The sequence below is a fragment of the Isosphaeraceae bacterium EP7 genome (assembly GCA_038400315.1).
Classification (GTDB): domain Bacteria; phylum Planctomycetota; class Planctomycetia; order Isosphaerales; family Isosphaeraceae; genus EP7.
In genome coordinates, this window is sequence record CP151667.1 from 3092704 (window position 1) to 3106405 (window position 13702).

The window sequence follows — 13702 nt, forward strand, 5'->3', positions numbered from 1 at the left end:
ACGTCCCACAGCCGCACGCACGCCGATCCACGGAAAGGAGCGAGACGTATGGACCGCACGGAATCGCGGAGAAAACGCCGGCTGGGCTGGTCGGCCGAGGGCCTTGAGCCCCGCAAGCTACTCTCGGCCTCGCCCCTCGGACGCAGGGCCGCGGCGCAGGTGGCCCTGCCGGGCGACCTGGGCGTGCCGACCAAGCACGAGGCGGCCCGCCGCACCTTCACCGCCAACTTCGTGGGGCCTTACACCGTCGGGCCCGGCCGGACCACCGGGCAGGCGTTGGTCGTCAGCGCAATCGGCGGCGGGACCAGCAACCGGTTCCTCCACGGCGACGTCCAACTGGCCACCTTCACCCCCGTGGACCCCGCACAGCCGGTGACCGGCACCGCGGCCCTGTACGACAAGAACGCGTCGAACACGGGCTCGATCCTGGTGCTGGATCTGACCGGCGAGCGGCCGGCGAACCCCGCCAGCCCGCCGACGAAGTTCACCTGGACCGTCGACAGCTCGTCTGGGGGTGCGTTCGGCGGGTCCAACGGCCAGGGGACGCTGGAGATCCGCTATGCCCGGGGGGGCAAGGTCCCCGCTCGTGCGACCCAGGCGGGCCGAGCCTTCATCATCTTCCGCGGTCAATTGAACACGAATGGCGTGCAAGATATCCTGCGGCTGGGCTAGGCGAGTGGCCGGAGCGAGGTCCGACAGTTGACGAATCGGGATTGGCCCCATACCATTTTCCACGGGTGGACTGACCGGTCAGTCCGCTCGACGGGCGTGATGTTGGGGACTTCATGACGATTGGGACGGGCGACGCGAAACTGGGGACGGCCTTCCCGACAGGCCCCGAAGCGTCTCGCAGGCAAGCCGAGATCCTCGACGCCGCCACCGAGCTCTTCGCCGCGCAGGGGTATTCCGACGCCGTGACGCAGGATCTGGCCCTCCGCCTCCAGGTGGGCAAGGGGACGATCTACCGGCACTACCCCAGCAAGCGTGACCTCTTCCTCGCGGCCGTCGACCGAGCCATGCTCCGGCTCAGGGAGCACATCGACGCGAGGATTGAGGGGACCTCCGACCCCCTGGAACGGATCGCCCTGGCGGTCCACGCGTTCCTCGGATTCTTCGAGGACCACCCCGACTACGTCGAGCTGCTGATCCTGGAACGGGCCCTGTTCAAGGACCGGACCAGGCCGACCTACCTCGAGCATCGCGACCGGATCGCGCACCGCTGGCAGGAGCTCCTGCGCGGCCTGATCGCCGAGGGCCGCGTGCGCGACATCCCGGCCGATCGGATCACGACGGTCCTCGGCGACCTCTGCTACGGAACGATCTTCACCAACCGCTACACGGGCCGCGACCGCCCCTCGGGCGAGCAGGCCCGCGACATCCTTGATATCCTGTTCCAGGGCATCCTCGGCGAGCGAGAGCGCCGACCGTCCCCGGCAGGCTGACCGGCGAGCAACGCGCGAGGCACCCCCCGCCGCGCCAGAAATTCGACCGTCCCGCCCCCCACACGGTCCAACCGACCGACTCAGGACGCCTACCTCTATATCGAATGGGCCGATTCTCCGGCACATCCAGGCCGGCCCGCCCGTCGCCGCGAGCCCCCAGACGAGAGGTTTCGCCCTCATGCACCGTGCGTCGCAGAAATTCTCCGCCTCCGCCGCTCTGACGGCCCTGGTCCTGGCGGCCGGTTGTCAGGGTGAGCCCCCCAAGGTCGAGGCGCCCAAGCCGCCGCTGGTCCTGTTCACCCAGCCGGTCAGCCGCGAGGTGAACGACTACGAGGAGTTCATCGGCACCACCGAGGCGGTCCGCACCGTCGAGATCAGGGCCCGGGTGTCGGGCTACCTCGAGAAGATCCACTTCGAGGACGGCAGCGAGGTGGCGCAGGGCACCCCCCTGGTCGACATCGACGACCGGATGTACAAGGCCGAGCTCGACCGGGCCAACGCCTCGATCGCCCAGGCCGTGGCCCACATGAAGCGGCTGGACGCCGACCGCAGGCGTGCCAACGGCCTGATGAGCAAGGGGGCGCTCAGCCGCGAGGAGTTCGACAAGACCGTCGGCGACTTCGAGGAGTCCGAGGCGGCCATCAGCATCACGCGGGCCGCGAAGGACCTTGCCGAGCTGAACCTGAGCTACACCCGCGTGGAGGCCCCCATCTCGGGCCGGCTCAGCCGCAGGATGGTCGACCCGGGCAACCTGGTGAAGGCCGACGAGACGGCGCTGACGACTATCGTCTCGCTCGACCCGATCTTCGCCAACTTCGACATCGACGAGCGTACCCTGCTGCGGATCAGGCGCCTGATCTCCGAGGGCAAAATCCAATCGCGCCAGGAACGGGCCCTGGTGGTGGACATCGGCCTGGCCGACGAGGACGGGTTCCCGCACAAGGGCACGATCGACTTCACCGACAACCGGCTAGACTCGGGCACCGGGACCTTGAGGGTGCGTGCGGTGGTGGCTAACCCCAAGCCGAGGATCTTCTCCCCCGGGCTGTTCGTCCGGATCCGCCTGCCGATCGGCACCCCCTACAAGGCGACGCTCATCACCGAGCAGGCGCTGGGGACCGATCAGGGGCGCAAATACGTCTATGTGGTCAACGACAAGGGCGAGGTCGAGTATCGCCCGGTGAAGATCGGCCTGCTCGACCAGGGCCTGCGCGTGGTCTCGGAGGGCCTGGCCATGGGCGACCGCGTGATCATTAGCGGCCTCCAGCGGGTGAAGCCCGGCCTGAAGGTCGAGGCCAAGGAGGCCCCCGCCGCCCAGGCCGGCGCCGTCGCTCAGGCCGACGGCAAGCACCCCCAGGTCGCCACCGTCAAGACCACGGCCCCCGCGACGGCCGAGACTCCAAAGCCGTCGCCGATCTTGCCGACGGCCGCCTCTGCCGACGAGGCCAAGGATCCGGGGCCCAAGGCCGACGCGGCGAAAACGCCGGTGGTCCCCCCCGCCGCCGGCCCGGCCGTGGCACGCGGGGCCGACGCCACCAAGCGGTCGGGCGAGTAACACGACCGCGATCGACGACCTGACGGTAATCGGGGGCCTGGACCGTGTTCTCTCGCTTCTTCATCGATCGGCCGATCTTCGCCTCGGTGCTGTCCATCGTCATCACGCTGGCCGGCGCCATCGCGCTGTTCACGCTGCCGGTGGCCATGTATCCGCAGATCGCCCCGCCGACGGTCTCCGTCACATGCAATTATCCGGGGGCCAATGCGCAGGTCGTCGCCGAGACCGTGGCCACGCCCATCGAGCAGCAGGTCAACGGCGTCGAGGACATGCTCTACATGTCCTCGCAGTGCACCAACGACGGCGGCTATACCCTGACCGTCACGTTCAAGCACGGGGTAGACCTGAACATGGCCCAGGTCCTGGTGCAGAACCGGGTGAACCTGGCCCTGCCCATGCTGCCCGACGTGATCAAGCAGACCGGGGTGACGACCAGGAAGCGGTCGCCCGACATCCTCATGTCGGTCGCCATCAACTCGCCCGGGGGGCGGTACGACCAGCTCTACCTGAGCAATTACGCCTTGATCCAGGTCAAGGACGAGCTCTCGAGGCTGCCGGGCGTCAGCGACGTGAGCATGCTGGGCCAGCGCGACTACAGTATGCGAATCTGGCTCGACCCCAACCGGATGGCCGCCCGCGACATGGCCGCATCCGACGTGGTGACGGCCATTCGCCGCCAGAATACGCAGGTGGCCACCGGCCAGATCGGTCAGCAACCCGCGCCCAACGGGCAGATGATCCAGATTCCCATCAGCACCCTGGGCCGCCTCTCCGAGGTCAGCGAATACGAGAAAATCATCGTCAAGGTCGGGCGACACGGCCACGTCGTCCGCCTGAAAGACGTCGCCCGCGTCGAGCTTGGCGCCAAGAACCAGGACATCAACTGCCAGGTCAACGGCAGGCCTTCGGTCAGTCTGGCCCTCTTCCAGCTCCCCGACGCCAACGCGCTGGACACCGCCGTCATCGCCAAGGCCAAGATGGCCGAGCTGGCGACCCGGTTCCCCGCCGGCCTCCAATACGAGATCCGCTACGACACGACGCCGTTCATCACCGAGAGCGTCAATGAGGTCTTCAAGACGCTCAGAGATGCGATCGCGCTCGTCGCGATCGTGGTGCTGCTGTTCCTCCAGAACTGGCGCTCCGCCATCATCCCCCTCGTCGCCGTCCCCGTCGCCATCATCGGTACCTTCGCCGTCATGGCCGCCGCAGGATTCTCGCTCAACAACCTCACACTCTTCGGGCTCGTCCTGGCCATCGGAATCGTCGTCGACGACGCCATCGTCGTCGTCGAGGCCGTCGAGCTCCACATCGCACGTGGACTCTCGCCCAGGGACGCCACCATCCAGGCCATGCAGGAGGTCTCCGGGCCCGTCGTCGCCATCGGCCTGGTCCTCACCGCCGTCTTCGTCCCATGCGCCTTCATCTCGGGCATCGTCGGCCAGTTCTTCAGACAGTTCGCCCTCACCATCGCCGCCTCAACCGTCATCTCCACCTTCAACTCACTGACACTCAGCCCGGCACTCGCCGCAATGCTACTCAAGCCACACCACGACCACGAGTCGTCGGTGCGAAAGCGTGCGTTGCCGCGTGTGGGCTACGGGCTCATCGGTGCCTGGACGGCCTATGAGTTCCTGGGAGAGCGGTACGGCGAGCGTCTGGAGCACCTGGCGGCGGGCTGGCCCGGAGAGGCCTGGTGGTACTCGTTGGGGGCAATCGTCGGCGGCGGGCTGCTTGTTGGCATCCTTCTGGGGAAACTCCTGGATCGTGCCCTGGTCGCCTTCTTCGGGGTCTTCAACCGGGGGTTCGAGGCCTCCACTCGCGGCTACATTCGCGGTATGAAGCTCCTGATCCGGGGAAGCCTGCCCGTCCTGCTCATCTACGTCGGGCTGCTGTACTCGACCTATCACGGGTTCGTCACGACGCCCAAAGGGTTCATCCCCTCGCAGGACATGGGTTACCTCCTGGTGAACGTGCAGCTGCCCGACTCGGCGTCGGCCGAGCGGACGCAAGCGGTGATGAACTCGATCGAGAAGATTGCCCTGTCCACCCCCGGCGTGAAGTTCACCCAGACGATGGGCGGCCAATCGCTGCTTCTGAGCGCCAATGGGTCGAACTTCGGGTCGATGTTCGCGGTGCTCGATTCGTTCGCCAATCGGAGGACCCCCGAACTCTATGGCGACGCGATCGCGGCCCGCTTGCGGAAGTCATTCGAGGCCGAGGTGCCCGATGGGGTCATGACGGTGCTGGGGCCACCCCCCCTGCGCGGGGTCGGCCGAGCCGGCGGCTTCAAGCTGATGATCGAGGACCGGGGCGACAACGGCTCTCAATTGCTCCAGGAGCAGACCGACAACCTGGTCGACGAGGCCCGCAAGCAGGCGATCAAGGCGACCAACGACGACTGGATGACCGTCCGATTCTGGAATGAGAAGTACGCGCGTTGGAGCGGCAAGCCCCCGGGCCCTGCCGGGGCGAAGGGGGCCGGGGCGGCCAAGGTGGCCTCGAAGGATGGGGGCAAGGACGCGACCAAGGGGGACGCCGCCAAGGCCGCGCCGGGCAAGGCGCAAGGCGGGCCGCCCCCGGGCATGAGGCCAGCCCTGGTGGGCCTGGCCTCGGTGTTCCGCGCCAACGTGCCGCAGATCTTCGTGGACGTCAACCGGGCCGAGTGCATGCGCAAGGAGGTGGCGCTGCGCGACCTGTTCGACACGATGCGAACTTATCTCGGATCGCTCTACGTCAACGACTTCAACAAATTCGGCCGGACCTGGCAGGTCGTGGTGCAGGCCGACCAGAAGTTCCGCGACACCCGAGAGGACGTGCGCAGGCTGAAAGTCCGCAACCTCAACGGGGGCATGGTGCCGCTGGGCGCCCTGGCCGACGTCCGCGAGGTGAACGGCCCCTTGATCCTCACCCGCTACAACATGAGCCCCGCCGCGCCCATCAACGGCAGCGCCGCGCCGGGCGTGAGCTCGGGCGAGGCCATCGCCATGATGGAGAAGCTGGCCAACGAGCAGCTCCTGCCGTCGATGTCCTTCGAGTGGACCGAGCTGGCCTACCTGGAACTGCAGGCGGGCAGCACGGCGATGATCGTCTTCGGGTTCGCGGTGGCCATGGTCTTCCTGGTCCTGGCGGCGCAGTATGAGAGCTGGTCGATGCCTCTGGCGATCATCCTGGTGCTGCCGATGTGCCTGCTCAGCAGCATCATCGGGGTGCGTTACGCCAGCCAGGACGTGAATATCTTCACGCAGATCGGCTTCGTGGTCCTCGTCGGCCTGGCCAGCAAGAACGCGATCCTGATCGTCGAGTTCGCCAAGTCGAGGCGCGACCAGGGGGCCAGCCGGACCGAGGCGGCCCTGGAGGCCTGCGAGCTGCGGCTCAGGCCGATCGTGATGACCTCGCTTGCGTTCATCCTTGGCGTGGTCCCGCTCCTGCTCGCCAAGGGGGCAGGGGCCGAGATGCGCAGGACCCTGGGCACGACGGTCTTCAGCGGCATGGTCGGCGTGACGATGTTCGGCCTGCTGCTGACGCCCGTCTTCTTCGTCGTGATCGATTACCTGGGCAGCAGCCGCGTCTTCTCCTCGCGGCTGGGCCGCATCGTCTTCGGCCTGCCGCTGGCCATCATCTCGCTCAGCCCGCTGCGCCACGGCTCGCGCGTCGTCTACAACGCCCTGAGCAAGAAGCCCGCCAGGCCGCCCGTCGTCGGCACCGCCGATGACGAACTGCCGACCGACCCAAGGCGAGCCGAACTCGTCGAGCAGGAGTGACTCCCGACCATGTTCTCTCGCTTCTTCATCGACCGGCCGATCTTCGCCTCGGTGCTGTCCATCATCATCACCCTGGGCGGCGCCATCGCCGTGTTCACGCTGCCGGTGGCGCAGTACCCCGACATCACACCGCCGACCGTCGAGGTCTCGGCCTTCTACCCCGGCGCCAACGCAAGGGTGATGGCCGACACCGTCGCCGCCCCGCTGGAGCAGCAGGTCAACGGCGTCGAGAACATGCTCTACATGTCCTCGCAATGCACCAATGACGGCGCCTATACACTGACCGTCACGTTCCGCCTGGGCGTCGACCTGAACATGGCCCAGGTCATGGTGCAGAACCGGGTCTCATTGGCCGAGCCAATCTTGCCGGAGCTGGTCAGGCGCCGCGGCGTAACCGTCAAGAAGAAGTCGCCCAGCATCCTGATGATCGTCAACCTGTTCTCGCCCGACGAGAGCCGGGACAGCCTCTACCTGAGCAACTACGCCACCATCCAGCTGCGCGACGAGCTGGCCAGGCTGCCGGGCGTGGGCGACATCACCTACATGGGCCAGCGCGACTACAGCATGCGCGTCTGGCTCGACCCCGGGAAGATGGGCTTTCGCGGCCTGACGGCCAACGATGTGGCCCGAGCCATCGAGCAGCAGAATATCCAGGTCGCCGCCGGCCAGATCGGCCAGCCGCCGGTGCCCAACGGCCAGGTCTTCCAGTACACGATGAGCACCCTCGGCCGACTGGCCGACCCCGAGCAATTCGCCGACATCATCGTCAAGGCCGACACCCGCGGTCGCATCGTCCGGCTGAAGGATGTCGCCCGGATCGAGCTGGGCGCCCAGGGCTACGACCAGACCTGCACCATGGACCGAAAGCCCTCGGTCGCGCTTTCCATCTACCAGCGTCCTGGCTCCAACGCCCTGGACACCGCCGGGCTCGTCAGGTCCAAGATGGACGAGCTGAAGTCACGCTTCCCGCAGGGGATCGACTACGCGATCGTCTATGACACGACGCCGTTCATCACCGAGAGCGTCTACGAGGTCGGCAAGACCCTGAGGGACGCCGTCATCCTGGTCGCGATCGTGGTGCTGCTGTTCCTCCAGAACTGGCGCTCCGCCATCATCCCCCTCGTCGCCGTCCCCGTCGCCATCATCGGTACCTTCGCCGTCATGGCCGCCGCAGGATTCTCGCTCAACAACCTCACACTCTTCGGGCTCGTCCTGGCCATCGGAATCGTCGTCGACGACGCCATCGTCGTCGTCGAGGCCGTCGAGCTCCACATCGCACGAGGACTCTCGCCCAGGGACGCCACCATCCAGGCCATGCAGGAGGTCTCAGGACCCGTCGTCGCCATCGGCCTGGTCCTCACCGCCGTCTTCGTCCCCTGCGCCTTCATCTCGGGCATCGTCGGCCAGTTCTTCAGACAGTTCGCCCTCACCATCGCCGCCTCAACCGTCATCTCCACCTTCAACTCGCTGACACTCAGCCCGGCACTCGCCGCAATGCTACTCAAGCCACACCACGACCACGGGCATGAAGGCGTCGGGAACCGCCAGGCCCTGCCCAGGGTGGCCTACGCGATCGCCGGCGGGTGGGCGGCCTGGAGCTGGCTGACCCCGCTGGTGCTGAGCCGGACAGGCGGGTTCGACCTCCGGCTCGCCTGGGGCGTCATCGTCCCGCTCTACACCACCTGCGTCGTCACCCTGAGCCTGATCGCGGGCTGGTTCATCGGCGTCCCGCTCGACCGGCTCCTGTTGGGCTGCTTCGGCCTCTTCAACCGGGGGTTCGATCTGGCGACGAACATCTACACCCGGATCGTGGGGATGATGCTCCGCGTCAGCCTGATTGTGCTGCTGGTCTACGGTGGCCTGCTGTACCTGACCTACTGGGGCTTCACCCAGACCCCTGCGGGGTTCATCCCGTCGCAGGACAAGGGATACCTGCTCGTCAACGTGCAGATGCCCGACTCGACCTCGGTGGAGCAGACCCAGAAGGTCATCCGCCGCGTCGAGGAGATCGCCCTGGCGCGGAAGGGGGTGGCTCACACGGTGGCCATCGCCGGGCAGTCCTTGCTGCTGGGGGCCAACGCGCCCAACTTCGGCTCGCTGTACGTGATGCTCGACGACTATCACCACCGGACCGGCCCCGGCCTGCACGGAGAGGCACTGGCCGCGGGACTTCAGGAGGAGCTCCAGCGGGAGATCAGCGACGGCCTGGTGGTCGTCTTCGGCGCCCCGCCGGTCGAGGGCCTGGGCACCGCGGGCGGCTTCAAGGTGGTCATCGAGGACCGCGGCGACAATGGCCTGGAGGCCCTCCAGGCGGTGGCCGAGAAGGTCGTCGCCGGCGGCGCCGAGACCGGCAAGCTCAGCGGGCTGTTCACCAGCTTCAGGGCCAACACCCCCTGGCTGTTCCTGGACATCAACCGCGACAAGGTCAACCAGATGGGCGTGACCATGGACGAGGTCTTCAGCACCCTCCAGGTCTATCTCGGCTCGCTGTATGTCAATGACTTCAACCGATTCGGCCGCACCTGGCAGGTGAACGTCCAGGGAGACTCCGACTACCGCAAGCAGCTCGAGGACCTCCAGCAGTTGAAGATCCGCAACACGCGCGGCGGGATGGCCCCGTTGGGGGCGATGGCCGGCATCCGCGACGTGACCGGGCCGGTGATGGTCGTGCGATACAATATGTATCCGGCGGCCACGATCAACGGCAACCCCGCGCCGGGGGTCAGCTCGGGCCAGGCAATCGACCGGATGCAGGAGCTCGTCCAGTCGGAGATCCCCCCGTCGATGCGCACCGAGTGGACCGAGCTGGCGCTGCTCCAGCTCCAGACCGGCAACACGGCCATGCTCGTCTTCGCCCTGGCCGTCGTCCTGGTCTTCCTGGTCCTGGCGGCGCAATACGAGAGCTGGTCGCTCCCCCTGGCCGTCATCCTGGTGGTGCCGATGTGCCTGCTCTGCTCGGTGGCGGGCATCGCGATGGCAAAGATGGACATCAACATCTTCAGCCAGGTCGGATTCATCGTCCTGGTGGGCCTGGCCTGCAAGAACGCGATCCTGATCGTCGAGTTCGCCAAGGCTAGGCGCGAGGCGGGCGAGACGGTGCGTCAGGCGACCTTGGACGCCTGCCAGCTCCGCCTCAGGCCCATCATGATGACATCCTTCGCCTTCATCCTCGGCGTGGTGCCGCTGGTCGTCTCCGAGGGGGCAGGGGCCGAGATGCGGCGAGCCCTGGGCACGGCCGTCTTCAGCGGCATGCTCGGCGTGACCCTCTTCGGCATCTTCCTGACGCCGGTCTTCTTCTTCGTCATCCAGAGCATGGGGCGGGACAAGGCGGAGACGCACCCCAAGAAGCCCGGCGGCGACGGGGAGGCCGAACTCGAAAGCCACCGCCGCGACGACCCGCGCGAGGCCCTGACCGTGCCCGCCTCGTCCTAGTCAAGCAGGAGAAGCCGCCCCTCAGCGGGCGAGCGCCCCGGACGACGTCGGGTCCGGGGTGCGGCGGGTCAGGCGATCCCACCTCGACCCCGGGTCGAGCGGCCGGAATAGGGGGCCAATCTCCTCCCCGGGCGAGCGGTACCCGGTGGTGATCCAATCCTTGAACCGTCCTGCGGAATGAGCCAGCCCGTTGCGTGCCAGCCACGCGGCATATTCGTCGATCGGCTCGTGCAGGCGCTGGGTCCCACCGAGCGGCACATGACCATACTTGACGGTGAAGCTTTCCGAGGCCAGCTCCGGGGGGACACCGCGGCGGACCATCAGATAGAGGGCGCTCGCGAGCCCCGTGCGGTCCGACCCCGACTTGCAGTGGATCAGGAGCGGGTATCGGCAACGCTCGAGCACGTCGACCATCGTCAGCAACTCTTCCCGACTCGGCCGCCTGGTGGCGCCCATCGGCAGGTCATACAAGTCGACCCCCGCGGCCCGAGTGGTGTCGACCTCGTCGACATACCAGGCGTCGCCCCGCGACCCCCCACGCAGGTTGAGCACCGAGGCGATCCCACGCTCGGCCACGAGCCCCTCCCACCGAGCCCGCCCCATCGGCTGCGCCGAACGATAGACGACCCCGGGGTCGACCACGCCGAAATTCCCCAGGAAGATCGGCCGATACCCGACCACCGTGACCGCCGCCGCGATGAGCAAGATGAGCCCACCGACGCCGGCCAACCACCGCCTGCGTCCCCCCGCCACCTTCAGGCCCGGCCTCGCCATTATCTCGCTCACGTCCGGGCATCCTTTCCCACAGGCCGCCCGTCGCGGGCAACCTCCAGTCAAACCCAACGTTCAGATCCAGGACACTCTATCGGCACCACAACCCCGGTCAACCCGAACCAATCTCGCCCGATCATCACCGACGACCCACGAACACTAAGAACCAACCAAGGATCGCATTGACCCCCGGCCCCCCAATCTGGTAATTTCGTCCCCTCGCCCAGGGTGCCCCGGCACCCACCGCCTGGAGAGGTGGCTGAGTGGTCGAAAGCGACGGTTTGCTAAACCGTTAAGGGTGTCAAAGCCCTTCGGGGGTTCGAATCCCCCCCTCTCCGCTGAATGTACGTCTGTGACCGACAGGACACGCCCAACCTCGCCAATGTCCTGGACTTGCGTCACGCCTTGGGTCGAACTCGGACCGCAGGCCTGAGACTCGAACCCGCCAGTATCCGACACCCGACGTCCCGCCCCGTCCCCCGCGGTGGGCAAATGGTGGGCAACGAGATCCTTGATGGGTCGCCCGTTGGTGCCCGTCATCGCCGCAGGCTCCGCGTCTGACGGCTTAGTCTTCGAGAGGTCGGGCAGCGACTGCACTGCGCCGACGACGTCGTGCAGGACGACGCGAGCGTAGCGGGCCAGGGTAAGGCTCGGGTTGCTGTGACGCGCCAGGGTCTGCACGGTCTTGATGCTGGCCCCCGACCGCACCAGCGACGAGATGTAGGCCCCCCGCAGGCTGTGGAAGTCCGCCACGCCGGCCTCCGTTCGGTAGGCGATTCCGGCGGCCTCCAAATCCCACCGGATCATCTTGGCCGTCTCGTGATGCAGCGGCAGGACGGATCCCCGCGCGGCTTGCTTGCGAGCCAGCCGCGGAGTTCCTCGGCCAGCGGGGCAGGCAGGGGCTGGTCGGCGCCTCGGCGATTTTTCGTCTCGGCCGGGCGCAGGACTACCCGCGGATGCGACCCGTCAAGGTGGAAGTTCTCGAGGGTCAGGGCCCTCAACTCGTTGACGCGATACCCGGTCCCGACCGCCAGGCGGTAGGCCATCGCCCGGTCGGTGCCGCAGAGGCCGTAGACCACCGGCCCACGTTCGGCCGCGCGGATCAACCGGCCGAGTTCCTCGTCGGTCAGCGAGCGGCGAGCGTGGCGAACATCCTCGCGGGCGTTGAATCCGGTGACGCCGAGCATCGGGTCATCCCGGAGCCGGCCGTCGGCCCTCGCCCAGCGGCAGAAGGCCCGGATGCAGGCCCGATGATGGTTGACCGTCTCCAGGCTGCGGCCCGAGTCCTTCAGGTCCCCGAGGGCCTTCTGGATCCGCGAGGGCTAGATCCCGCTCAGCCTGGCCGCACCGGCCAACTCGACCACGACGGAAACCCGCGCATGCGAGAGCCTCGCATGCGCCGCCGTGCGCCCCTTGGAGAGCATCGCCGCTTGCCAATCCTCGAGGTGCTCGGCCAGAGGGCGGGCGTCGTGTCGACGATAGGCCTCCTCCTTGGGGTCGATCAGGCCGGCCCGGGCCATGGCCGTGTGCGACTCCGCGGCGCGGGCCATCTCCTCGGTCGCCCGCTTGTCGGGGCAGCCCTTGCGTTCCTGCTTCACCCCGTCCGCATCGACATATCGGAAATACCAGACCCGGCCGCGTTTCCTAAGTGATGCCATCGGTCAGGCCTCCGCTTCGGGGTTGGGGTTTGTTGTAAGCGAGACGCTCAGCCCGATGACGGCACCGAGCCGGTCGAGCATCTCCATCGACAGGCCACCACGGCGATTCATGAACCGGGACATCGCCCCCTGGTTCATGCCGATGGCCTTGCAGATCGCGTAGCGCGACATGCCGGACCGATCGACCGCGGCCCGGATCTGATCGCTCAATGGCGGCTCGGTGTCCATGGGGTGATCCTCTCGAATGCTGGGCGCAAAAGCAAGTAGTCCTGTCGGTGATCTGCGACCGCCGGCCGATCCGGGCACGGGTTGCGTCGGGACGTTAGTCATCAGTCCCTCGTGTGTTTGAGGCGTCAGAAAGATCCGTACATTTGATGATTCGCCCGATAGTGAGGATCACGTGCGGCAAACCAGGGTGAACGTCTTGTATGCGGCTCACTCAACGACGATGCCGGGGGACGGGTCATCGAAGGACGGCCCCCACCGCAGTGCGGCCAGCTCCTCCCAGGCGAAGGTCGGGGGTGTCTCCACGCCCGCGAGGCGGTCGGCCCACCATCGGGCCAGATTGACGCCCGCCTGCTTCGCCTCGGTCCAGTCGTTGAACGGTGATGGGGGTCGAGCCCGGCGCGCTCGGGCGGGCCAGCCCTCGGAGGCTCGGTCCCCCGCGTCGTCGGCATCGGTCGCCACGTACCAGCGCGAGGCCGTGAGCATCCGCCCCTGGGCCTCGGCGGTCCGCGACGCCGAGGCGCTGCCAAGAGTGACGACCGAGGCCAAGTCGCCGAGGTCCTGACCGAGCAGCAGAGCATCGAGTTCTCCTTCTGCGATCGCCAGCGGTCGCCCGACGTGTACCGTCTCGGGTCGGGGGTAGAGGGACGGGCGGTCGCGGTAGGCCTCGGCATACTTCGGCGTCCGGCCGTCGGGCTGGCGGAGCTTGACCAGCGCCAGCCGTCCTCCGGCCCACCAGGGGATCACGATGCCGCTTGCAACATAGGTGCGGCCGTCCCTCGTCGGCAGGCGGACGCCGGGCGTCCAGCCGAGGCCGGCCTTGCGGATCGTCCCGGGGCTCAAAGCGTGTTGAGAAAG

At 67.4% G+C, this 13702-nt stretch carries 10 protein-coding genes, 1 tRNA gene and 1 pseudogene; 6 read left to right on the forward strand and 6 right to left on the reverse strand.

What is annotated here, in order from left to right; translation table 11 throughout:
- Positions 1-48 precede the first annotated feature (48 nt).
- The 5 genes from EP7_RS11960 to EP7_RS11980 all read left to right on the forward strand — a co-directional run bounded on the left by EP7_RS11960 (position 49) and on the right by EP7_RS11980 (position 10190).
- Complete coding sequence (locus EP7_RS11960) at positions 49-672, forward strand: hypothetical protein (RefSeq protein ID WP_463528082.1); 624 nt, start codon at positions 49-51, stop codon at positions 670-672.
- Between the two features lie 113 nt (positions 673-785).
- The gene (locus EP7_RS11965) at positions 786-1442 is read left to right on the forward strand and encodes a TetR/AcrR family transcriptional regulator (RefSeq protein ID WP_463528083.1); all 657 of its coding nucleotides are present in this window, start codon (positions 786-788) and stop codon (positions 1440-1442) included.
- Positions 1443-1620: 178 nt separating this feature from the next.
- Entirely contained in the window at positions 1621-2997 is a 1377-nt protein-coding gene (locus tag EP7_RS11970) for an efflux RND transporter periplasmic adaptor subunit (RefSeq protein ID WP_463528084.1), read from the forward strand.
- Between the two features lie 44 nt (positions 2998-3041).
- Positions 3042-6758, forward strand: coding sequence for an efflux RND transporter permease subunit (locus EP7_RS11975; protein ID WP_463528085.1), 3717 nt, complete (start codon positions 3042-3044; stop codon positions 6756-6758).
- A 9-nt stretch (positions 6759-6767) separates the two neighbouring features.
- A complete protein-coding gene (locus tag EP7_RS11980) occupies positions 6768-10190 on the forward strand; it encodes an efflux RND transporter permease subunit (RefSeq protein WP_463528086.1) in 3423 nt (1140 codons plus the stop codon).
- A gap of 21 nt (positions 10191-10211) precedes the next feature.
- Here EP7_RS11980 and EP7_RS11985 read toward each other — a convergent pair whose 3' ends face one another.
- Positions 10212-10976, reverse strand: coding sequence for a tyrosine-protein phosphatase (locus tag EP7_RS11985; RefSeq protein ID WP_463528087.1), 765 nt, complete (start codon positions 10974-10976; stop codon positions 10212-10214).
- A gap of 234 nt (positions 10977-11210) precedes the next feature.
- Between EP7_RS11985 and EP7_RS11990 the strand changes: the two genes are divergently transcribed.
- A tRNA-Ser gene (locus tag EP7_RS11990) sits at positions 11211-11299 on the forward strand.
- Between the two features lie 343 nt (positions 11300-11642).
- Here the strand turns inward: EP7_RS11990 and EP7_RS11995 are convergent.
- From EP7_RS11995 to EP7_RS12015, 5 genes and pseudogenes are all read right to left on the reverse strand, one after another.
- Positions 11643-11768: pseudogene (locus EP7_RS11995) on the reverse strand (hypothetical protein); the annotation flags it as partial.
- The gene (locus EP7_RS12000) at positions 11765-12148 is read right to left on the reverse strand and encodes a tyrosine-type recombinase/integrase (protein WP_463528088.1); all 384 of its coding nucleotides are present in this window, start codon (positions 12146-12148) and stop codon (positions 11765-11767) included. The pseudogene EP7_RS11995 and the gene EP7_RS12000, both read right to left, overlap by 4 nt.
- Positions 12149-12283: 135 nt before the next feature.
- The gene (locus tag EP7_RS12005; protein WP_463528089.1) at positions 12284-12619 is read right to left on the reverse strand and encodes a hypothetical protein; all 336 of its coding nucleotides are present in this window, start codon (positions 12617-12619) and stop codon (positions 12284-12286) included.
- A gap of 3 nt (positions 12620-12622) precedes the next feature.
- Positions 12623-12847, reverse strand: a complete 225-nt coding sequence (locus EP7_RS12010; protein ID WP_463528090.1) for a helix-turn-helix domain-containing protein — start codon at positions 12845-12847, stop codon at positions 12623-12625.
- A 207-nt stretch (positions 12848-13054) separates the two neighbouring features.
- Positions 13055-13687: a hypothetical protein gene (locus tag EP7_RS12015; protein WP_463528091.1), complete on the reverse strand. Its 633-nt coding sequence runs from the start codon at positions 13685-13687 to the stop codon at positions 13055-13057.
- Positions 13688-13702 lie beyond the last annotated feature (15 nt).